This is a genomic window from Balneola sp. (assembly GCA_003712055.1).
Lineage (GTDB): Bacteria > Bacteroidota > Rhodothermia > Balneolales > Balneolaceae > RHLJ01.
In genome coordinates, this window is sequence record RHLJ01000002.1 from 133,127 (window position 1) to 156,331 (window position 23,205).

The window sequence follows — 23,205 nt, forward strand, 5'->3', positions numbered from 1 at the left end:
GTTGTTTACTTATAAAACAACCGGGTTAAGGTTTACCCTACCCTATACTTCAATTTTTCTTAGAATTTCTTTTTTAAGCCCCTTCTTATTCGCCATTTGGATTCCTAATCCAGGTCGAACATTAATCTCCAACACAGTTGGTCCCATTTCTCTGTCAATCACTATATCTATTCCCAGATACTCTAGAGGAAATGCCCTGGAAACTTCTTTAGAAAGTGCGATTATTTCATCCCAATGGGGGAGAGTTAAGCCCGTAATTTGATTCCCTGAATCCGGATGGTGAGTGGAGTACTCCTTGCCATCATATACATGAGTCAATATTCCTGTCTCCATATCAATACCCACTCCAAGCCCTCCTTGATGTAGATTGGCTTTCCCGTCCGATGCCTCAGTAGGCAACCTGAGCATTCCTAAAACCGGAACTCCTTTTACGGTAATAATCCGTACATCCGGTACTCCTTCCGAGTAGATGTTACCAAAGAAGGCATGAGGTTGAATGCACTGTTCGATAATGGCTCTGTCTGAATCACCAAAGGAGTATACTCCAAAAATGATATTTGCGATGTGCGAGAATATCTCGCGCTCTTGGATGATTGAAGAACCTTTGTACCAGTCACCTTCTTTTTTGTGAAGGACAAGTATCCCGCCACCACCACTACCTTTAGCAGGCTTTATGACCAACGAATGATGGGCTCTAAGTTTTTTCCATTTAGACTCTATCCCACCAATATTGGAAATCATGGCATAGGTTATAGGACAAGAAAGGCCTCTTGGCTCTAGTACCAGTTTTGTTTCAGCCTTATCATCAGCAAGCTTGTAATGCTTTCTCTGGTTATGGGAAAATATCAGGTCAACATTTCGCTGGTTGATGCCCAATACGTTCTCTTTTAACGGCTTTGAGTTCGAAAAAAGTGAAGTAAGCATGATTAAACTCCTTTTAATGCTGCAAAGCGTGAAAATTCTGTAAACCGTAACCCAATCCACCTTCCGAGCAGTAGATTTAAAGCAGCAATAGTGAATAAGATTTCGGGGAAGGTGATAAGGAAATTCTGAATCAGTGTTGACGAGAATACCCATACACAAACCAGGGTAACGATGAGTGTTTGTAAGTACACATTAATAGCCTTTTTCGGAGAATCTTCTTCTACTTTGCGGGCAAATTTTTCAGCCATCATGGTTATGATGATAATTGGGAACACAAGGGCTTTAGTGGGATCTAGCCAGCCCGTCTTGAAGAAAATTGTTAAAGCGATAATACTAATAATGGCTACTGCAGTTAGCATTACACTAATTTTCGGTGTGTGCAAAATGCGCCACTTTTCCAATGGAAAATTCATTAATGCTATTGCTACAATGATCATAGTGAAATAGCCTAATCCGATTAAGGTCCCCATTTCCATAAAAGCAAAGGCGATTAGTACCGGTAGAAAAACTCCAAAGGTTTTCAGACCTACCACATTTTTAAAAACCGAGACCAAAAAAGCGCCAAGAGGGAGGAGTAAAAGAAAAGTAAGGGGCTTTTTAGGAATCCCGGTTTTGTCTAATACATCCCAAAGGTTAATGGCAGCAAAAGTGGGATAGTGATTTATTCGCTCTGATTCGATGTTATATAAATAATCGAATTCAATATTCTTTGAACGGGTAATTAGGAATTCATCGCCTTTGTACAATTCCAGGTAGTTTGCCGGGATTTCGGCAAAGTGGCCGTTTAATGCATCAAAAGGGACCCAGGTATTTCCGAGTTTTGCTTCAACCCATGCATGGGAAGTTTTTTTAGTAATGTCCTCCAATATGATTCCCCCCACCATGCGGGCTGGAATACCTTTGGCACGGAATAAAGCCACTAGCAGCCTGCTTTTCCCATTGCAGGAAGCTTCGTACTGGGTTAAAGCTGTTACCGCATCGGTAAGCTCATCGGTCGAACTTGAAGGGATTTTATGTACGAACTCATAAAAGGAAGAGCTTATTTCAGATAACGTATTGATCGAATCCGACGCAAGTACGTTGGAAAGACGCTGAATTTTAAAATCGTTGGATTGAATAAAAGGAGTAGGAGAGATCCAGGTTATTCCATCCGGCTGGATGTCATTCATTGATAACGCAGGATCAATATGGACTTTTAGGCGTTTTCCTCTGAAGGCGAATGTATAGGAGAGGTCTATATTCTCAGTTGATTCTCCTCTCCACGCCATTTTTTTATTGAGGCCATCCTCCCATACAAGGCCGGAAAATTCTTCTGTTATGACTTCCTGTCGGATAGTGTTTTCCGGGAAAAAGGTAGTAACTGAATATGGAGTGCTATCGCCTTTTACAGCGAAATCATATTCTACATTGTAAAGTGTCTCAGAGTAGAAGTTCTTTTGAGATTCCTTACTGATGCCAATTCTGAGCAGGATTAATAGAATTGGAATAATTATTAGTAAGTAGGTGGTGGTTTTCATGGGTTGAGTTGGTTGTTTTTACCATAAAACAACCAACTCAAAAGTTACCCTACCCTAAAGAATATGTGAGTGATGAATCGAAAAGCAATTTCCTCTTGGTTTTCAAGAATCTTACCCACCCCTCAATCCCCTCCGGTGGAGGGGAGGCTCTTTGTTGGAGAATCTATTTGGTTATAGGAGTTCCCCTCTTGGGAGGGGAAAGGGGTGGGTAAAAACTTTTATTAGAGGATTCCCAAAGAGGAAAAAACTCTGTTTCTAGTATTTGCTTAAAAGAGTCACCAACTCCGATAATCCCTTGAATTCTGCGTAATCAGCAGCAGTATTTCCGTTCTCAGCAACAAGAGTTTTATCAGCTCCGGCTTCGAGCAATGTTTTAGCCATTGATGCTTGAGCAAAAGATACGGCGTAAATCAGGGCAGTTTCTTTCTTTTTGTTTTGGAGATTTATATCAGCACCGTGCTCCAGAAGAAGTTTGGCAATAGAAACATTTCCTTTAAATGCTACTCCCATTAGTGCGGTATTACCCATTACATCCCTGCCATTTACAGGTACCCCTTCTTCAAGAAGGTACTTTACGACATCTTCCTGATTTACATAACAGGCCAAAATAAGAGGGGAAAAGCCCTTGGAATCGGGAGTATTGAGAAGCGATTGATCGCCTTCAACCTGCTGCTTTATTTCCTCAATGTTCCCGGCGCGAATCAAGTCAAAAAAATCCATGCATTCTCCTGATGATGTTAAAAAGAAAGGGCAATACAAGATTGCCTTATACTGATTTAGCTATGAAATAGAATTGTTGTTTAGATCATTCCGCAGCGAAAGCCGGAATCTGGATTCCTGCCTTCGCCCGCCTTCCATAGTAAAAGTACGGTGGACAGGCAGGAATGACTTTTAAATTGTTTGATGGGTTAATCCAGGTCAAAGCGATCAAGATTCATCACTTTATCCCATGCATTTGCAAAATCTGAAACGAATTTAGCCTGTGCATCATCGCTTGCATACACTTCAGCTATTGCTCTTAACTCAGAGTTTGAGCCAAAAATTAGATCAGCTCGTGTGCCTGTCCATGTAAGCTCACCTGTTTTTCTATCCCTTCCTTCAAATACATCTTGAGTATCGGAAGTTGCTTGCCAGGTATTATTCAGATCCAGCACGTTCTTGAAGAAATCGTTAGATAAAGTGCCCGGATTATTGGTAAACACACCATGCGTTGAACCATCAAAATTAGTGTCTAATACTCGCATACCTCCAACCAGAACAGTCATTTCAGGAACCGAAAGTGTCAATAACTGTGCCTTGTCAACAAGCATTTCTTCAGCAGTAGTATTGTGTTTTGGATCGAAGTAATTACGGAAGCCATCTGCTGCCGGCTCTAACCATCCAAATGATTCCACATCTGTTTCTTCTTGTGAAGCATCCGTTCTTCCGGGAGTGAATGGAACAGAAATGTCACTTCCGGCATTTTTTGCTGCCTGTTCAACACCGGCACATCCGCCAAGAACAATAAGATCAGCAATGGATACCTTTTTGTTTCCAGATTGCGACTCATTAAAGCCTTGTTGGATTACTTCCAGGGTATTGATCACTTTCTCAAGCTGAGTCGGGTTATTGACCGTCCAGTCTTTTTGTGGAGCTAATCGAACTCTTCCACTGTTTGCACCACCTCTTTTATCTGATCCTCTAAACGTAGAGGCGGAGGCCCATGCCGCAGAAACTAATTCTGAAACAGAGAGCCCGGAATCAAGGATCTGTACTTTTAGGGTTTCAATATCTTCACCATCAATTAATTCGAAATCAATAGCAGGGATCGGGTCTTGCCAAAGTAGTACTTCTTCTGGTACATCGTCTCCTAAATAAAGCACTCTTGGTCCCATATCACGATGTGTTAATTTGAACCATGCCCTTGCAAATGCATCTGCAAATTGATCCGGGTTTTCTAGAAATCGTCTGGAAATCCTTTCGTAGTCAGGATCAACTCTTAATGCCAAATCTGTGGTAAGCATAAATGGAGCATGCTTTTTCTCAGCATCATGGGCATCCGGTATTTCAGCTGCTCCAGCTCCGTCCTTTGGCTGCCATTGCCACGCGCCAGCCGGGCTTTTAGTTAACTCCCACTCATAGCCAAACAGGTTCTCAAAAAAGAAATTACTCCATTTGGTAGGGGTTTGTGTCCAGGTTCCTTCCAGTCCACTGGTAATGGTATCGCCTGCTATTCCGGATTCATAAGAGCTTTTCCAGCCCATTCCCATTTCTTCAATACTAGCGCCTTCAGGGTCGGCTCCAAGATTAGATTCTAAACCGGCGCCATGTGCCTTTCCAAAAGTGTGTCCTCCGGCTATTAGGGCTACCGTCTCTTCATCATTCATTGCCATTCGGGCAAATGTTTGGCGTATATAATGTGCAGACTTGGCAGGATCAGGCTCGCCATTTGGGCCTTCGGGGTTTACGTAAATAAGCCCCATATGGTCGGCGCCCAATGGTTTTTCTAATTCGCCGTCATTAGTATGGCGCTGAGATCCTAACCATTCTCCTTCCGAGCCCCAGTAGATATCTTCTTCTGGCTCCCACACATCTTCACGACCTCCGGCAAAGCCAAAGGTTTTAAAGTCCATAGATTCGAGGGCGATATTTCCAGCGAGTATCATAAGATCTGCCCAGGAAATTTGGCGTCCATATTTCTGTTTGATGGGCCAGAGTAATAATCGGGCTTTATCCAGATTCACATTATCAGGCCAGCTATTCAGGGGAGCAAATCGTTGGGTACCTGCTCCGCCACCTCCGCGACCATCAGTCACTCGATAAGTTCCCGCGCTATGCCATGCCATTCTTATCATCAAAGGACCGTAATGACCGAAATCAGCTGGCCACCAATCTTGAGAATCAGTCATGAGCTCAGTTAAGTCCTTTTTTAACGCTTCGAGATCGAGTTTTTTGAATTCTTCAGCGTAATTGAAATCGGAATCCATAGGATCTGACAACGAAGAATGTTGTCGAAGAATGGATAGGTTCAATTTGTTTGGCCACCATTCGGTATTTCTTGCTCCACCACCAGCAGTTTCTCTTAGTGCTCCGTTAAAGAAAGGGCATTTGCTAATATCTCCATCTTTCATGTGCTCGCTCATCTCGTATTCCTCAGTTAGGTTGGCATTAAAATTTTTATGAAGAAATGGACTTTAAAAATTTCTATCAAATCACACAAAACTTATGGCGTGATAGAAGGAATCAATATCACTAAGGGAATAGAGGAGATTAGGAATTCTGCTCCTCTCTCATCTTTTGGCACTCGCATTTTGTCCCATAATTAATGCACAGTGGATGGTCAGGTGCCTTTGAAAACCGCGCTTTACAAGGGCCTCTGCCATGGTGAATAATAAGATGAGACAAATCGGTCCAGCTCTCCCTCGGAAATAAAGCCACAAGATCTTTCTCTATTTTATCCGTGTTGGTTTTGTGTTTTGTAAGCCCATAACGATTGGCAAATCTTTTTACATGGGTGTCTACAACTACACCGTGGTTTATATTGAAAGCATTACCAAGTACAACATTAGCCGTTTTTCTGGCTGCTCCCCTTAGGGTAAGAAGTTCGTCCATGGTTTGTGGTACCTTACCATCAAATTTTTCAACCAATGTTTTAGATGTTTCTTTCAGAGATTTCGCTTTGTTTCTGTAAAAGCCTGTAGTTCGTACCAATTCTTCCAGTTCTTCTAAAGGAGCTTCTGCCATTAGTTCGGGAGTTGGATAGGTCTCGAACAATTTTGGAGTCACCATATTCACTCGTACATCGGTGCATTGGGCGCTTAGAATAGTAGCTATTAGCAATTCAAAAGGATTTCGGTGGTCCAGCTCACAAACAGGATTTGGGTAATATCTGTACAACTCATTGAGTATTTCGAGCGCTCGCTCTTTTTGCTGTTTAGTTTTGCGAGGAAGTTTCATTTAGAAATATGATGCTGTTTTTTTGTTTTGTATTAGAAAATGGCGACTCTTGCCTAAAAATAGAATCATTAGAATCGTTCAGTTCTTTTAAGATTATATGAATTCGAAATCATCTGGGAAAAAATATCCAAATACTGTCAACTATACTCTTATTGGAATTTGTTTTGGGTTTCTGTTCCCGATAGTAGCAACAATATTTGATATCAACTTACAAGGGTTAGAACTCTCATTTCAATCCGCTTTGGAAGTTCAAGCGGGAAACCCCTTGCATTGGATTATTGATACTGCTCCTTTTTTTCTTGGGAGTCTTTCAGCATTAGCAGGATTCAGAAAAGATCAAACTGTCCATATAAACCAGGGCCTGGAGGAAACGGTACAGGAAAGAACTAAGAGTCTGGAAGAGAAGAATAATGAGTTGGAGCAGGAGATCGCTCAACGCATTCAAACAGAGAAAGAGCTTTTTGAAGCTAAAGAAGCTGCTGAAGCAGGAGCAAGGGCGAAGACCCAGTTTCTTTCTACGATGAGCCATGAGATAAGAACTCCTCTTAACGCTGTAATAGGTATTACTGGGTTACTAAGAGATACTAACTTAAATGATGAGCAAAGAGATTTTGTAAAGACGATCTATAAAAGTGGTGATAACCTGCTTGGGATTATTAACAACATACTGGATTATGCTAAGATTGAATCAGGAAAGTTTGATCTCGAAGAAGTAGAGTTCTCAGTAGCTTATTTGGTAGAAGATGTACTCGATTTAGTTTCAGCTACTGACATAGGGAAGAAGATTGAACTTCTCTATGATATCGAGGATCATGTTCCTGATTATGTTTTTGGGGATTCTACCCGAATACAACAGGTATTGGTAAATCTTACCAGAAATGCACTAAAGTTTACTGAAGAAGGGGAGGTACTAATAACAATCGATCTTGAAGAAGAAACAGGGGATGATGCTTTAAGTTTACGTTTTAAGGTTAAGGATACAGGGATAGGTATTGAACACAGTAAACAGGAGAAGCTCTTTAAATCTTTCTCTCAAATTGATGCAAGTACCACCAGAAAATTTGGAGGAACAGGACTTGGTCTCGCTATAAGTAAGCGGCTTGTAGACTTAATGGGGGGAGATATCTCAGTAGAAAGTGAACAAGGGGTAGGTAGTACGTTTACTTTTTCAATCCCTCTGAAAAAGAGCGAAAAAGAATTCAATCCCTTTCAATCCGCTACCCTTGAAGACAGGAATGTGTTCATCCTGGATGATACAGATACGAACCTCATTATCCTTAAAAAACAGTGCGAAAAGGTGGGTATGAAGGTGACAACCTTTAGCGATAGTGAAAGCTTTATAAGTTCTATTCCAAAGTTAAAAGATTTTGATCTCGGGATTGTTGATATGCATATGCCTAATAAAAATGGGATTCAGGTAGCGGAGGAGATCAGGAAAATGTACTCAAAGCTAGATCTGCCCCTTGTACTTTTGAGTTCCATAATGGATTTAAAAGGAGAAGAGTGGAAGGCTCTTTTTAATCTATCTCTGACTAAGCCCATCAAGCAAACCCTGCTATTTCATAAACTAGAGAGAGTATTTCTAAACCAAATAAAAAAAGAAGACAGTGATGAAAAGGAATCTAAAAAACCTGTTAAGATAGCCAGTGACTTAAAAATTCTACTTGCTGAGGATAATCCTATTAACCAGAAAGTTGCCGGGAAAATGCTTAATAGATTCGGGTTGTCTTGCGATGTAGTCGGGAATGGGGTTGAAGCGGTACAAATGTGTAAAATGATTGCTTATGATCTGGTGTTAATGGATATGGAAATGCCAGAAATGGATGGGGTAGAGGCAACAAAGATGATTCATAAGATTGAGTCCGAAATTCCAAAACTTCCCATAATTATAGCGATGACCGCTAATGCTATGGAAGAAGATCGAAAAAAATGTCTGGATGCAGGGATGAAGGACTTCTTGCCAAAGCCTGTTAAATTAAGCGATATGCAAGAAGTGCTAACCAAATGGTTTAGCACGGAGTGATCAAACCTTCTTACCGCACATCAAATATCAGTACTTCAAAATAAAGATTGGCATCCTCTGGTACGCCTACGGTTCCACTTGATCCATATGCCAATACGGAGGGAATGTATAAGCTAATGCGCCCGCCATCTTTAATAAGTGGTATCCCGATTCTCCAACCAGGGATTACGGTATCTAAATCCAAAGCTGTTGGAGAAGTCCTGCCATCGAAGACATTTCCATTACTAATCAGCCGCCCTTCATAGGTTACAAAAACCTGGGCACAAGCATCGGGTCGATCTCCATCACCTTCTCTTTTAATGACATAACGAATTCCAGATGGGTGTACTTCGGCATCTATTCCCTCTTCAGCCAGATAGGCGTCAATGGCTGCAATATCTTCAGCTAATTGAGTTTCGCTTACATTAATATTCGGGTCGGAACAGTCTTGCTTGCAACCGGAAAGCGAGATTAAAAGAATTCCGAGAGTAAGAATAAGTGAATTATACTTCATAAAAGTGTTTATACCTCATTTAACGCTTCGTTCAACGCCTGAAGACTCTTTTTCGCGTCCCCAAAAAACATCTGATTTTTTTGTTCATAGAAAAGTGGATTATCAATACCGGCATAACCCACACTTAGGCTACGCTTAAATACCACCGTTCTTTTTGCTTCATCAACATTGAGAATAGGCATGCCATAAATGGGGCTTCCGGGGGATGTTTTGGCCATTGGATTTACAACGTCATTCGCACCGATAATGAGTACTACATCGGTAGTGTTAAATTCAGGGTTAATTTGATCCATGTCATATAATAAGTCATAAGGGACGTCTGCCTCTGCGAGAAGTACATTCATATGACCAGGCATTCTTCCCGCCACAGGATGAATTCCATATTTAACCTGAACACCTTTCGATTCAAGTTTTGTGGCTACTTCTTTTATAATATGTTGTGCCTGGGCTACTGCTAAACCATAGCCAGGTACTATAACTACTTTACCCGCATAAGCGATTTGAATGGCCAGGTCCTCTGCAGAAGTTTCGTTCACTGATTTATCACCGCCAGCTCCGCCTCCACCGGTAGCTCCACCATCACCTCCGAATGATCCAAAAATCACATTGGCTAAAGAGCGGTTCATTGCCTTACACATAATATTGGTTAGGATGAGTCCAGCAGCACCAACCAACGCTCCGGAAACTATAAGCAGGTTGTTGCCGAGCACAAAGCCAGCCATCGAAGCAGCTATACCTGAATAGGAATTAAGTAAGGAGATTACTACTGGCATATCTGCTCCACCGATTGGGATCACGGAAGTAATACCGATCAAAAGGGATACCCCAATGATTACCCAGAAAATTGTGGTATTTGAAGCATCAAAAGTAAATACGCCTATTAACACTAACACTCCCAGCATCGACGCAATGTTAATTACATTAAGCCCCGGGAAGGTTATAGCATTTCCTGAAATGAAACCCTTAAGCTTTCCAAATGCGATAAAACTACCAGTAAAGGTAACTGCCCCAATAAAGATACTTAGGCCAATAGTTACCAGGCTTGTAGTATCGAAAGCTGAAATATCGGTGGTTCTGGCAAATTCACCCCAGGCCACAAGAGCGGAAGCAGCACCTCCAAACCCATTGAATACAGCTACAAGCTCAGGCATTGCCGTCATAGCTACTTTTTTGGCAAGCAATACACCAATAAGGCTACCAATGATGACTCCAATAATGATGAGTTCAAAAGAGATGATTTCCTGATCAAATAAAGTGACAACTACTCCAATTAGCATCCCCGTGGCTGCAAGTTGGTTACCTTTTCGGGCTGTTGCCGGGGAATTGAGAAGCTTCAGTCCTCGAATAAAAAAAGCAGTGGCAACCAGGTAAAGAAGTTGAATGGAGTCGGGAAGCCAGGCTGCAATGGCTTCAGGTAAGAGTTGACTAATCATTTGTCATCCTCCTTTTTCTTAAACATCTCCAACATACGATCGGTCACCATAAATCCCCCAACCACATTAATTGTGGCTAGTATGATGGCTGCAAAACCGATCCACTTGCCAAGTTCTTCACCCAAAGATCCTGCTACAATTAAAGCACCCACAATGGTGATACCTGAAATTGCATTAGCTCCACTCATTAATGGAGTATGAAGGGTAGGAGGAACTTTCGAAATTAGCTCAAAGCCAATAAAGCAGGCGAGCACGAAAATAAAGAGAGAAAAAATTAAGGCAGACATAGTTAGTTAATTAGGAATAGGAGAATTAGGAATAGGCAAGCATATTCCTAATTCCTAATTCAGTTATTCTTAATTGAAGGGGAGATGAGCTCACCCTGATGAGTAATCGTGGTATTAAGTAGGATTTCGTCTTCAAAGTTAAAATCTGCTGCTCCCTCTTTAATGAGAAGGTTAAGGAGATTCAGCATGTTTTTAGCATACAACATACTTGCATGGTTAGATAGCTGACTTGGCAGGTTAACAGGACCTACGATATTTACGCCATCTGCATTAACCGTTTTTCCAGCTTCGGTAAGCTCACAATTTCCACCATTTTCTGCAGCAAGATCGACAATAACAGAGCCAGGTTTCATGTCGCTAACCATTTCCTTAGTAACAAGTAGTGGTGCTGGTCGGCCAGGAATCAGAGCAGTTGTAATCACAATATCTGATTTCTTAACATGCTCATGGATAACCTGTTTTTGTCGTTCTTGGCTATCTTTGGATAGTTCTTTTGCATAACCACCTTTGGTTTCGGTATTCTCTTCTTCCAAAGGAATCTCAACAAATTTAGCACCCAGGCTTTCTACTTGTTCCTTAACAACAGGGCGAACATCGTAGGCTTCAACAACAGCTCCTAACTTTCTGCAGGTAGCAATGGCTTGCAATCCTGCAACACCTGCGCCTAGAATCAGGGCTTTCGAAGGAGGAATAGTGCCTGCCGCAGTCATCATCATCGGGAAATATTTATCGAGAGTATCTGCGGCAATTAGAGAGGCCTTGTAACCGGCAATTGAGCTCATAGATGAAAGGGCGTCCATGTTTTGTGCCCTAGATATTCTCGGGATTGCATCCATACCAAGAGCAGAAATAGATTGACTTTTTAATAGCTCTACAAGGTCAGGGTGTTGTAAGGCCCAGAGGAAGCATACAAGGGTGGTATTTGATTTAATAGTCTTTAAATCCTCTGTTGAAGGTGTTTGAACAGCGAGAATAATATCCGAATCAGAAAGGATATCAGATCGGCTTTCGACAATTTTGGCCCCTGCTTCAGTGTAATGTGCATCCGGAAAATTTGCGCTTACTCCGGCGTCTTTCTCGACCCATACCTCTAGTTCTTTCTTAACTAACTGTGAGACTACATCCGGGGTAAGTGCAACTCTGCGTTCGTATTCTGCGGTTTCTTTTAAAACTGCAATGATCAATGGAACCTCCAACTTTAGTTTTGCCCAACAAGTCAACATAATGAAATACATCATTTAGATAAACAAAAGTGGGAGCGCTTTTTTTGAATTATTTAAGAAAAGCCAGGTTAATTCAGAGCGAGGGATTTGATGCATGTAATTGAACCGAGATGATCTAACGCCTTATAAAAATAAATTAAGGCATTTCTGCTATGGAAAATGTATAATCAGGTCAACATTAGAAGTAAGGGTAGTGCCATGAGGTATTGGAATAGCAGCTATGCGAAGTATGCCGCACTTCTATTTTTAGGAGTTTTTTTATCAACAACAGCTTGTGAAGAAATAGATCTGGATAGCGAAGAGGCAGGAGAAGTACAGGGATTTTGGCAATTGAGATCCGGAACCGGAGACAACACTTTTCTGCTTGTATCAGCTACTGAGGTTATTTTTTATTTCTACGATCGTTCAGAGAATTGTATTACTCTAGACACGTACGAAGTAGTATCTATTGATGGGACGGGTTTTTATTTGTTGAGGCAGGAAGACACCGAAGAAACCAGGGGAATTACCTTTTCCAGGAATGGAGATGGACTCCACGTCAGGGATATTGATGAAAGCCAATCAAACCTTGATAAATATCAGATAAGCGCAGTTGATATCAATACCCTTGCTCCTGTTTGTGTAGATCCAACCGATGTATTCGGGCTTTGGGAATATGTAAATGAGATGGTTAACGATACCGTATACGTATCTATTCAAATGGACACCATCAAAGTTGCGAGTAAAGGGCAACAGGAGGATTGTTTCTTTACTTCAGTTCTTGAAGTATTAGCAATTGACGGGACTAAATTTACTATACAAGATAATGACCCATCTTCAGAAACAGGCCAACAAGAGGTAACTCTTACCAGGACAAATGATGGCTTGAGGATTCAAAGGATGGAAGAAGGAGTTTTAGTAGATGAACTTTACACTCAAAGTGATTTTGATTTTTCTACCGCTGAACCCGAATGTTCACAAACTCCAATCGATCTTTTTCAGGGTATTTGGCAATACAATGCACCTGTTGCTGATTCTTTTACATTTTATTTGAGTATCACTCAGGAATCCATGAATTATCATTTTCCGCTCGAAGGTACGGTAGATAATCAAGGACAAGAATGCTACCAGGTGGAGGTACTTCCAATAATTGAAGCTGGTGAAGGGTTTCTTACTGTAACACTTCCTCCTGAACAAACGGAGCAAGTAAAATTCTTCTTTGAGTTTAATTCCGATGAAGGGCTTCTTTATATCGATGATGGATTTCAAAAAGAATCTTTCTTTCCATCCGATATAACCCGTGCTGAAATAACCAATAGCTGTGTTCTCCTAAAAACTAATTAACGCCTATTGGTTTAATAGAGATATTCAACTCCTAATGATTCCTGATTTTCTTATCATTGGCAGATAAAAATTTTAGGATATTATTATGGAAGATATTGCAGGAAAAACATTTAAAGTAGTTATTGTTGGAAGCGGCCCTGCCGGGCTAACCGCAGCACTTTATGCAGCAAGAGCGGATTTAAACCCAATTGTATTTGAGGGGCCGGAACCAGGAGGTCAGCTTATGACCACCACAGATGTAGAAAATTTCCCTGGGTACCCTGATGGGGTAATGGGTCCTCAAATGATGCAGGATTTCAGGGAACAAGCATCTAAATTTGGTGCCGATTGCAGGTACGGATATGTGACCAACATTGAGTTTGGGGAGCGCCCGTACAAGCTTACTGTTGATGAGAAAACCGAGATCTATGCTGACACCATTATTATTTCCACCGGTGCTTCTGCTATGTGGCTTGGTATTGAAAGCGAAACCCGTTTAAGAGGTAAAGGTGTGTCAGCTTGTGCTACTTGTGATGGTGCCTTCTTCAGAAACCAGCATGTGATTATTGTTGGTGGTGGAGACACGGCTATGGAAGAGGCTACTTTCCTTACCAAATTTGCAAGCAAAGTAACGGTTGTTCACCGAAGAGAGGAATTAAGAGCATCTAAAGCAATGCAGGCTCGAGCTTTTGCCAACGAGAAAATCGAATTCATGTGGAATAGCGAACTCGAAGAAGTGTTAGGTGACCAGGTGGTTGAAGGAGCAAAGGTAAAAAACAACCAAACTGGAGAGTCTACGGTACTTGAAGACGTGACAGGAGTATTTGTGGCCATTGGGCACAAGCCTAATACCGATTTGTTTAAAGGTGTGCTCACTATGGATGATGTTGGCTATATCCAAACAAAAGGGCAATCTACAAAAACAGATTTACCCGGAATTTTTGCATGTGGTGATGCGATGGATTCTTTTTACAGACAGGCAGTTACCGCAGCTGGAACTGGTTGTAAGGCGGCGCTGGATGCAGAGCATTATCTAAGTAATGAACTCACTGCTTAATAGAAAAGGTGTATAAAAAGAAAGGTGAAATAGAGTTTATCTTTTCACCTTTCACTTTTCATTCAGTAATTACTTCTTCTTTTTCTTGCCTACTGTTTTTTCTTCAGGCTCATCAGCCTCTTCTTCTTCAGCAGCAGCTTCAGTTGATTCTTCTTCCTCTTCTGTAATTTCGATGATCTCGGCATCAACTGAAAATTCGTCCTCATCATCTTCTACTTCTCTCTCAACCAGTATCTGGTAATCGTTGATAAACATTGCGAACATCCCTATTGCAGAAATTACCGGGGCCATTGCCCCAACTAATGCAGCACCGCCTACGCCAAATGCCAATTGAGTCTGAAAAACCACTTCTCCATTTTTATTCTTGATGATTAATCGCCGGGCGCTGCCTTCCTTGATAAATTCCCTGATTGAAGAAATCACTTCATTTACCCCACCCTGAACTTCTTCATAGATGCGTTTCGCTTTTGATTTTGCCTCGTCTTTATTCATGATATGTGCGATTTATGAAATTTTTTGTAAGGAGTCTCCTCCTGCGCGGTCTAACTACGCAAAGAAAAATAAAAAGATTCGGAGTTCCAATGTTAGCAAGAGTTTATTGTGCCGCTACTGTCGGTGTTGACGCAAGAATTATTGATGTAGAGACTCATCACACTAATGGGATGGTCAAATTTTTTTTAGTCGGATTGCCTGACCGTGCAGTTTCAGAGTCAAGAGATCGGGTGGAAGCAGCCATTAGAAATACAGGCTCCTATTATCCACTAGGGCGGATAACTGTAAATCTGGCTCCAGCTGATCTACCTAAAGAAGGGAATGCCTTTGATCTTCCCATAGCTATAGGCCTTCTCAATATGTCCGGGCAACTGCACACCTCCAAACTGAATGATACTGTTGTGGTTGGTGAATTATCCTTAGATGGGAAAATTCGTCCTGTCAAAGGGGTACTTCCGGTTGCGGTAGAAGCGAAAAATCGAGGTTTTAAGCATTTAGTAGTTCCAAAAGAAAATGGTTCAGAAGCAGCAGTAGTTGATGGATTAGAAATATTTCCTTTCGAACATCTGAACCAGGTAAAAGACTGGTTAGAAGACAGGAGCCCGGTTCGTCCTCATTCATCAAACCTGGATTTAATTTTTAGCAAAAATGGAATTTCCGAAGTGCTTGATTTCAGCGATGTACGAGGTCAGGAAAATGTAAAAAGAGCCCTTGAGATAGCTGCGGCAGGTGGGCACAATGTAATAACATTATATTTTATTACACAACTAGTCTTATTGCCTGCTCTATTGTCTCATTTCTCAATAGTATAAATTTATAAATGTCATTCACGACATATATAAACTTTAAACAATGAATTCATCCGAGTTTAAACCAATTTACTCACTGAAAATCGCTCGAATGATTATCAACTTGACACAATATCGATTATCAAAACTCAGTTCGATATCTCAAGTCACGATATCAAAAATTGAGAATGGGATAGTTAGACCACGAGATAAAACTATTCTAAAAATAGAGAAGATTGTTGGCCCTGTAGATTGGGAGAGAACTTTTAGCGAAGGATTCATTCAAAGACGCAAGGTAAATCATGAGCTATAGAATCTTTCAAGTTTTTAACTCAGGGAGAGTCGAAAACTCAGAGTCAACCGAAAAGTTATTACCTAATGGTGTTAAAGAAACTTCTAGCGCTATTACTTCGGATCAAAAAGAGAATTTATTCCCAACTGATTTCAAACCAAGAGAATGATGAAGCGACATTTTAAGCCAAATAATGGTTCTCCAAGGTATGTAAATGGTAAGTACCCAAATTACGATAGGACTTACAATCACCTTAAAGAAAACTCTGTAATCTTTAACGAAGAACTAAGATCAAAAAGAGAATCCCATTCTGCTGTAATGACTGGAATAGGCGAATGCAGAAACGCACTAGCGGAGTGGGAAGGTAATTCACAAGGATACTATGTAGTATATGACCGTAGGTATGAAGCTTTATTACCAATTGCCAAAAAAGGTGTTCTAGCTGTTGTAAATGAGTTTAATATCTGGCGAAATCAACAGGTAAAGAATGGCTACGCAATAGAAACACCAAGTACATGGCCTAAAGACTTACTCGATCGAAAGCTTAAGGCAGAGGCATTACTAGATATTAGATATGCTGAGATAAAAGCGTTGAAGGATCGAATTGAGGCGCTCATTCAAGAAAAAGAGAAAAAGAAGAAACAAGGTATTCTACCGAATGGTCCTCAAGGTAGAACTACACAGGCAAATGAGAATGAACCAATAACTGCTATGGATGGTCAGGGGGTTTCTTATTCAGATCAAGGCATCCCTTTTATCAATGAAGAATCTTCACCATACCATGGCATGTCTGTTTTCCATTATCGCCAAATGTGTAAAGAATGGAGAAAAGAAGTAGGTATAACACCTGCTCAGCTTGTTACAAAAGCAGAAGAGATTTTTCTTGAGCAAAAACAGATTGCCAAAGAAGAAGGAATCGAACCGCCTCTTTTTCCTCCAGTAACTAGTGAGTTCAAACTACCAGAATGGATAAAGAGACTTGGAATAACTAAAAAAGATTGGCCTAAATGGCCAGAAGGCGTAAAGCCTATTAAGAATATATCTGTACCCATTGCTCAGATATAGCTTGGAGTAAGTCATAGTACATACTCTCCTATTCGAGAGACGAAAGTCTTTCGGTTTATTATGATTAAATAATCGTCGGGTATAACAACCCGACGGTTTTTGGATTTCGTTCTGATGCTAAATCGGACAAAGGGGCTGTTGAGTTTCGGGTCATTCATCAGCAGTCCCTTGATTGTATAATATAGAACTGGATAGGCTGTGCACGCTGAAAAGCTTGGTTTCTACTTCACCAAGCATTCCAGTTCACAATTTTTGAAGTAGTAAATGAAGTAGAAGAATATGAGGAAGACTTTACGTGTTATTTCCCAAATTGATAAATACAGGTATACAGATGCTTGGTGGCAAAATTCCGTTTCATTTGATCACAGCTTATCTCTCAGTGATAGTTTCAGTAAAAAATTTGAGTCTATCATTGTTGAATGTAAAATACCAAATAGAAAAGATTCACTTATCAATTTCGAGATACTTATTGCTAATCTCATATATGCAAAGAATAGAAAACCAATTCGAGTTTCACTTGGTAGATCATCCAATAACTGGAAAAAAACTAGATACACAAAAGCTGGAAAATCGACTATACAATATATCCACATATTAGAAATACATGGATTTATAATAATGAAGAAAGGATTCAGAGATAAAAGAAACCCTGTAAATAGTAGGCTTACTAGGATTACTGCTACTAATAAACTTCTTAGCAGTTTAACTGAACTGAATAGCTGTGTTATAAAAAAACCTGTAGAGCTTGTAGAATTGAAGGATGAAAATGGGGCTCTGATAGACTACCATGATAATTCGATTAGTAATTCCATTAGAGAGATTCTCGAGAGAACTAATAGGATCAACAGTAGTTCAAATATTCTTTATCTGGATCAAAAACTCTCAGTTTTCTTAGTCTCAATATTCATCAATGATTTTAAGAGTTATGGGAGATTACACACGAGGGGGTATTTACATCATCAAGCTTTAAATGAGAATGAGAGAGCTGAAATAACAATTGATGGGGAAGATATTGGGGAGTTAGATTTTAGTGCCTTACATCCAAATCTTCTTTATGCTTTGGAGGGTATACAATACTTTGGCGATCCATACTCGAGAATTGATGAAAGGCCACAGCTAAGACCTTTTTTAAAAGCAATGCTGCTTGCTCTTTTAAACTCTGAAGATATTGTTCAAGCTGAACGTGCCTGTAATAAATGGCTTTTTGACAATCTAACTTTGGATGAAAGACAAAAACTAAAATTGACAAAAGCGAGACCATATCTAGAATCGATGATCGAAGCACATAGTCCGATTTCGCATCATTTTTGTAGTGGCAAAGTATCTGGGCTAAGAATTATGAATCTAGATTCAAAGATTGCATTAGATATACTAGCACACTTTACAGATAAAGGCATTCCAATTTTACCTGTTCATGATTCATTCATTGTACAGAGACGATATCTAACAGAGTTAAAAAAAGTGATGAAATCAGTATACCGTAAACACACAAACGGGTACAGAATTAAAGTGAAGTGATCAGATGGAAAACGTACTAGTTAATATCAGATGCTCCCAAAACGTACTAGTTAATACGAATTGCATAATTAATCTAACTAATAAACATAGCTGCTGGTTTACCAGCCAACTATTTTCATTTTCAGATGTTCATCCTTTTCTGATACCAAATATTTCAGACCCCAAATTTTTAATCACCTAAGTTATGCCACAAAGATGCAGAGTTTGTACCCACCCCAGAAGAAAAGAAATTGAAAAGCTGATTGTATCAGGTCAACCATATACCCAGATATCCAGAGAGTATGGGATGTCAGATGACTCAGTAAGTTATCACGCCCAAAACCATCTGACTGCAAAGCTGATTAAAGTTGCACAAGAAGATGAGCATAACCATATAACTGATATCTTGTCTGGAGTAAATGATATTCTTAAAAGACTAGAAAGAATCTTTGAGGAGGCTGACCGAAAAGACCAGAAGAGACTTGCTTTAGATGCCATAAAAGAATTGCGTACTACTTATGAATTCCTGGCAAAAGTAGAGGTCAAGAAAGCTGAACTTAATCGAGACAAGAAAGAACAAGGTAGTAGATTTATAGAAGAACAAATCACCAATGGGTTTATGGCACTTTCTGATAACGAACTACATGCCTTTACCCAGTTGGTTGGTAAGATTTATTCAGCTGACCCTGACTATGAACTAGACCCCGTTGGCAAATTAGTGGTAGACCAGTATAAGCCCGTTGATTTGCTCAAGAGAAGTAAACCAGATAGGAAGATTAGAATGAAGCGAAAGAGAAACAAAACACCTTTGGAAGAGCGGAGTACTCCTCAAACCTCAGATGATAGTTTATCTCTGGATTGGGATGATCTGGAATTGGATGAATTTGATACTATTCCAAGTATAGAAACTGATCCCCGCTGGTTACAGGAAGACATCAACAAAGGAATTAGGTAATCAAAGGCTGAAACTCGGTAGAATATCCATTTCTAAGAGCTTAGCTACCTCTTTCTTATATCTTTGTTGGCCTCAATGGTTTTAAGCCATTTAAACCCAGCAGAATCACCCTATGTAAGATGCTGTTAAATAAAATCCTATGTCATAATATTTCTTAAACGACCGGTTAAGAAACGTTATATTTGATACACAGGAACCAATTGATGAACAGATGCAACAGTATATCGGGTATTACAGGGTAAGCACAAGAGGACAGGGTAAATCGGGATTAGGATTGGAAGCACAACGGACAGCTGTTCGTAATTTTTTAAAAGGCAAGCAGGCAACGGAGATTGATTCATTTACAGAAGTGGAGTCTGGTAAAAAATTTGATCGTCCAATACTTAGGCAGGCAATTGATAAGTGCAAGCAAACAGGTTCGAAATTACTAGTAGCGAAACTGGACAGGCTAAGCAGGAATGCGAAGTTTCTATTTACATTGAAGGACGAACTGGAAGATGCAGGCATTGGATTTACCATAGCTGACATGCCTGAAGCGAATACATTGGTACTTGGATTTATGGCTTCACTAGCACAATATGAAGCTGAGTTAATTTCTACGCGAACGAAGGAAGGACTAACGGAGGCAAAGCGGAAAGGTAAAAAGATTGGCTCCCCGCAAAATCTAACCAAAGAAGCTCGTCAGAAGGCACTATCGACTATCAGAGACAAAGCAAGAAGCGATGTTGATACACGTAAAGCATTCCATTTCATTCAACCACGACGCGAGCAAGGTTGGTCGTATGCTAAGATAGCTTCCGCTCTCAACAAAGAGGGTTACAGAACAAGAAATAATAAATTATTTTTTCCATCTCAAACTAGGAGGGTATTTATGCGGTATTTAGACGTTAATAATTATACACTTATAAAAAGTACTAATGAATAACTCTGTAATAACTCAGAATTGCTTTAATCATAGATTTGGAATATTTTTACCCTATAATCTAACAACTTAAATATAGGTATTAATTTCATGAAGATACTTTCTCAAGAAGAGGCAAGAGATGAGCTCGACGGATATATGAATACCATCGCTGATGCAATTGAACGTGCAGTTAGCGAAGCGAATACTCAGGCAAAGCCTCATAACACAAAAAGAACACGTGCCGAATTAGTAAGAGATCAAGCGGTACAAAATTTAAAGGAAGAGTTCACTAACACAAGTGGCGTAACAGTTTTAGAGAAGGACAATACAGTTCTTTTTCGATTTGGTGAATCAATCATAGCACGTGTCAAAAAACTGGATAAGAACTTCAATGCAAGTTACAATCACACACCAAGCTCGAGAGATTATACTAGTCAGAATTATGAATTATTCGGGGAAGAACACAAACTAACCAGCGTTCACATTGGTTATGTACTTGATGGATTCGGAGTTAGTATTTCAAATATGGCTATCGTTTGCCCTGTTAATAAAGGCAAACGATATACGTGGATTATTCCAATAGATGGAAGTACTACTATGACTGGATCACTATCATTTCCAAATGGACCAACTGATGCAGACACAAATGCTGATGATCGATTCAAAGTCAAAACTTACAGTGACGATGAAAGCGAAGTGAACGAAAACCAAACACAACACGAAGACAAGAAGAAACAAACTGATGGCAGGCTCAGGATCAAATCAAAGCTACAAAAGGGTGAATCCCAAAATGGTCGAACTAGCGAGGGAGGCGCGTGAACTAACACAAACTAAACTAGCTAGTTTATTGAATGTATCACAAGGGATGGTTTCTAAAATCGAACAGGGTTTAAATTCTGTTGATGATGATATATTAAGGAAACTATCCCGAGTCTTACGTTACCCAGAATCTTTTTTCCTTCAGGATCATAGAATTTATGTTCCCGGAATAGGTTTTGACCGTAATCGTAAGTCGTTAGGGGTAAAAAAAAGAAATTCAATTGATGCTAAAATAAATATTCAGAGAATGCACGTGCAGAATCTGCTTAGTGCTGTTGAACTTGTATCTGAAAACATTCCTCGAATTGATTATTTAGATGGCAACCTTTCTCCAGAAGAACCAGAGATTGTTGCGAATGCAGTAAGACAATATTACAAGTTGCCACGTGGACCAATTGAGAATCTTACAAAAGTTCTTGAGGATTCAGGCATTTTTGTAATTGAAACAGACTTTGACACTGATAAGCAGTTTGGCATGACAGTTCAAGCACCTGAAGTACCAGCGATTATTTTCTTGAACAAGAATCTCTCTCCAGACAGAATGCGATTCACTTTGGCTCATGAATTGGGACATATAATTATGCATGAAATGCCTAGTCCTGAATCTGAATCACAAGCTGATCGATTTGCCTCGGAATTGTTACTCCCAAGTGACGAAATAAAAAAAGATCTGCTAAATCATGGAATAAATAGAATGTATTTGCAGAATCTTAAAGACTTGAAATATAAATGGGGAGTCTCATTTCAGACTTTAGTAAAAAAAGCATTGGACTTAGGGATTATTTCTGCCAAGCAACGACAGTATTTTTATGTACAAATGTCAAGAAATGGCTATTCAAGAAATAATGAGCCGGATTGTGGTTTGGAGAAAGAAAAACCAACTCTCTTTAATAATCTTCTAAAGCTTTATAAAAGTGAATTAGATTATTCCGATATAGATTTGGCAAAGGTTATGTCTCTCAACAAAGAGGAATATCAATCTTTATATAGTAATGAAGAATTACGGCCAAGATTGAGGCTGATTGCAAATAGTGGAAGGCATGCAGTTTAGTTGCATGCCCTTCTTACTATTCTTGAACGTCTATCACCAGATACATAAGTTTTATTACCATTTGAATTAATGTAATACTTCCCACCTCGAGGCCCTGTGTAAATTTTCCTACCATTATAATACTCACATTGGGCTGTTGAAGTACTGCGGACATTTCGATTTTGAGTATTAGAACTGGTTCTTGAGTTAACAGCTGAACCATTATTAGAAGTTGTACTTACTGTACTATTGAATTCCCATAAACTTATATCTATAGTTGACTCAAATGGTTCTTCTAATGAGTCTTCAAGATTATGATAAAAGTCCAATCCTGTAAAAGATTCTACTGAATCAACAGTCACTGCATAGTTGGTTATTGGTAGATCATTTCCGTCAGAGTTTTCTAAAATGAACCCAATTGCTTTCCTTTCATCAGTTGGATCATATACTACTTTATAAAAGTATTTAGGAACCCCAATCTCATTTTCACCAATTGATTCAATGATACCTTTACTCAATACTGGACCTGTTATAACATAAACCCTCTCTTCTGTTAATGCCCAATTCCGAACAATTGATTCAAGGGACCTCCAAATCCCTCTATTGAATGATCGATGTTGTGGTGAAATATTGGAGTAATAAAATGAACTAGACATAGATTCTTCACTCATTTTTAAATCAGCTGCTGGAATCAAATGTCCGCGATCGTAACCTGAATTGGCATAGTCTCCGTATCCGGCAGTACCTGTAGTAATCTTAAAGTCACCTTTGAAAGAATCCTTTCGTGGGGTTGTACCATTTACTTCTGTAGCTGTAAGTTCATACGCAACCCAATCAGCTTGCTCGTAAGCTTCGTTATAAGAAAGTGAATACCAAGTTCGGTGAATTATTTGGTTGCCATCTACTGCATTGGCTAAAAATACTTGATTCTGAGCTATTGAAATTCCTTGAGTCAAGAAAACCACTACTGTTAAAAGTAGAATGATTCTTTTCATGATAGAGACCTATTAAAATTAACCACGACGTTTTAATTGTAAGACCCCTGAGATTTGAACTCCTTACATTTTGGTTAATAAATTAATTAAATGAATCTATCATGAAGTTGAAAGCAAACACTCTAATTTTAATTGATTGTATCTAACATCATTTTCATTACATATTCATATTA

Annotated in this window: 21 protein-coding genes and 1 pseudogene; 11 read left to right on the forward strand and 11 right to left on the reverse strand. The window is 39.7% G+C overall.

Going from position 1 to position 23,205, the window contains the following annotated elements; translation table 11 throughout:
• Positions 1-42: 42 nt before the first annotated feature.
• The 5 genes from ED557_05575 to nth all read right to left on the reverse strand — a co-directional run bounded on the left by ED557_05575 (position 43) and on the right by nth (position 6,377).
• On the reverse strand, positions 43-924 hold the full coding sequence (locus tag ED557_05575) for an alpha-L-glutamate ligase-like protein (protein ID RNC84453.1): 882 nt from the start codon (positions 922-924) through the stop codon (positions 43-45).
• 2 nt (positions 925-926) lie between these two features.
• A complete protein-coding gene (locus ED557_05580) occupies positions 927-2,441 on the reverse strand; it encodes a hypothetical protein (protein ID RNC84454.1) in 1,515 nt (504 codons plus the stop codon).
• A gap of 255 nt (positions 2,442-2,696) precedes the next feature.
• The gene (locus tag ED557_05585; protein RNC84455.1) at positions 2,697-3,161 is read right to left on the reverse strand and encodes an ankyrin repeat domain-containing protein; all 465 of its coding nucleotides are present in this window, start codon (positions 3,159-3,161) and stop codon (positions 2,697-2,699) included.
• Between the two features lie 188 nt (positions 3,162-3,349).
• On the reverse strand, positions 3,350-5,563 hold the full coding sequence (katG, locus tag ED557_05590) for a catalase/peroxidase HPI (GenBank protein ID RNC84456.1): 2,214 nt from the start codon (positions 5,561-5,563) through the stop codon (positions 3,350-3,352).
• 127 nt (positions 5,564-5,690) lie between these two features.
• The gene (nth, locus tag ED557_05595) at positions 5,691-6,377 is read right to left on the reverse strand and encodes an endonuclease III (GenBank protein ID RNC84457.1); all 687 of its coding nucleotides are present in this window, start codon (positions 6,375-6,377) and stop codon (positions 5,691-5,693) included.
• Between the two features lie 97 nt (positions 6,378-6,474).
• On the opposite strand from nth, the gene ED557_05600 reads away from it, so the two are divergent.
• Complete coding sequence (locus tag ED557_05600; GenBank protein ID RNC84458.1) at positions 6,475-8,400, forward strand: response regulator; 1,926 nt, start codon at positions 6,475-6,477, stop codon at positions 8,398-8,400.
• 10 nt (positions 8,401-8,410) lie between these two features.
• Here ED557_05600 and ED557_05605 read toward each other — a convergent pair whose 3' ends face one another.
• Genes ED557_05605 through ED557_05620 form a run of 4 tightly spaced genes read right to left on the reverse strand, consistent with a single transcriptional unit; the run spans position 8,411 to position 11,797 of the window.
• Positions 8,411-8,893 carry a hypothetical protein gene (locus ED557_05605; protein ID RNC84459.1) on the reverse strand — a complete coding sequence of 161 codons (483 nt, stop codon included), beginning with the start codon at positions 8,891-8,893 and terminating at the stop codon, positions 8,411-8,413.
• An 8-nt stretch (positions 8,894-8,901) separates the two neighbouring features.
• Positions 8,902-10,323, reverse strand: coding sequence for an NAD(P)(+) transhydrogenase (Re/Si-specific) subunit beta (locus ED557_05610; protein RNC84797.1), 1,422 nt, complete (start codon positions 10,321-10,323; stop codon positions 8,902-8,904).
• Positions 10,323-10,613, reverse strand: coding sequence for an NAD(P) transhydrogenase subunit alpha (locus tag ED557_05615; protein RNC84460.1), 291 nt, complete (start codon positions 10,611-10,613; stop codon positions 10,323-10,325). The genes ED557_05610 and ED557_05615 overlap by 1 nt, the downstream gene beginning before the upstream one ends.
• A gap of 59 nt (positions 10,614-10,672) precedes the next feature.
• Entirely contained in the window at positions 10,673-11,797 is a 1,125-nt protein-coding gene (locus tag ED557_05620) for a Re/Si-specific NAD(P)(+) transhydrogenase subunit alpha (GenBank protein ID RNC84798.1), read from the reverse strand.
• 198 nt (positions 11,798-11,995) lie between these two features.
• Here ED557_05620 and ED557_05625 point away from each other — a divergent pair, with 198 nt between their 5' ends.
• Both ED557_05625 and trxB read left to right on the forward strand, forming a co-directional pair.
• Complete coding sequence (locus ED557_05625) at positions 11,996-13,159, forward strand: hypothetical protein (GenBank protein ID RNC84461.1); 1,164 nt, start codon at positions 11,996-11,998, stop codon at positions 13,157-13,159.
• Between the two features lie 85 nt (positions 13,160-13,244).
• Positions 13,245-14,195, forward strand: coding sequence for a thioredoxin-disulfide reductase (gene trxB, locus ED557_05630; GenBank protein RNC84462.1), 951 nt, complete (start codon positions 13,245-13,247; stop codon positions 14,193-14,195).
• Positions 14,196-14,264: 69 nt separating this feature from the next.
• Here trxB and ED557_05635 read toward each other — a convergent pair whose 3' ends face one another.
• Positions 14,265-14,687 carry a DUF4342 domain-containing protein gene (locus ED557_05635; GenBank protein RNC84463.1) on the reverse strand — a complete coding sequence of 141 codons (423 nt, stop codon included), beginning with the start codon at positions 14,685-14,687 and terminating at the stop codon, positions 14,265-14,267.
• An 89-nt stretch (positions 14,688-14,776) separates the two neighbouring features.
• Here ED557_05635 and ED557_05640 point away from each other — a divergent pair.
• The 8 genes and pseudogenes from ED557_05640 (at position 14,777) to ED557_05675 (ending at position 22,058) form a co-directional block, all read left to right on the forward strand.
• Positions 14,777-15,439: pseudogene (locus ED557_05640) on the forward strand (ATP-binding protein).
• Between the two features lie 100 nt (positions 15,440-15,539).
• Complete coding sequence (locus ED557_05645) at positions 15,540-15,788, forward strand: XRE family transcriptional regulator (protein ID RNC84464.1); 249 nt, start codon at positions 15,540-15,542, stop codon at positions 15,786-15,788.
• 147 nt (positions 15,789-15,935) lie between these two features.
• Positions 15,936-16,832 carry a hypothetical protein gene (locus ED557_05650; GenBank protein RNC84465.1) on the forward strand — a complete coding sequence of 299 codons (897 nt, stop codon included), beginning with the start codon at positions 15,936-15,938 and terminating at the stop codon, positions 16,830-16,832.
• A 279-nt stretch (positions 16,833-17,111) separates the two neighbouring features.
• The gene (locus ED557_05655) at positions 17,112-18,350 is read left to right on the forward strand and encodes a hypothetical protein (protein RNC84466.1); all 1,239 of its coding nucleotides are present in this window, start codon (positions 17,112-17,114) and stop codon (positions 18,348-18,350) included.
• A 184-nt stretch (positions 18,351-18,534) separates the two neighbouring features.
• On the forward strand, positions 18,535-19,284 hold the full coding sequence (locus ED557_05660; protein ID RNC84467.1) for a transcriptional regulator: 750 nt from the start codon (positions 18,535-18,537) through the stop codon (positions 19,282-19,284).
• 211 nt (positions 19,285-19,495) lie between these two features.
• The gene (locus ED557_05665) at positions 19,496-20,209 is read left to right on the forward strand and encodes a resolvase (GenBank protein RNC84468.1); all 714 of its coding nucleotides are present in this window, start codon (positions 19,496-19,498) and stop codon (positions 20,207-20,209) included.
• An 87-nt stretch (positions 20,210-20,296) separates the two neighbouring features.
• Positions 20,297-21,007, forward strand: coding sequence for a hypothetical protein (locus ED557_05670; protein ID RNC84469.1), 711 nt, complete (start codon positions 20,297-20,299; stop codon positions 21,005-21,007).
• Entirely contained in the window at positions 20,931-22,058 is a 1,128-nt protein-coding gene (locus ED557_05675) for an ImmA/IrrE family metallo-endopeptidase (protein RNC84470.1), read from the forward strand. Before ED557_05670 ends, ED557_05675 begins: the two co-directional genes overlap by 77 nt.
• On the opposite strand, the gene ED557_05680 is transcribed toward ED557_05675, so the two are convergent.
• Positions 22,055-23,032, reverse strand: coding sequence for a DNA/RNA non-specific endonuclease (locus ED557_05680; protein ID RNC84799.1), 978 nt, complete (start codon positions 23,030-23,032; stop codon positions 22,055-22,057). The genes ED557_05675 and ED557_05680 overlap by 4 nt on opposite strands.
• Positions 23,033-23,205 lie beyond the last annotated feature (173 nt).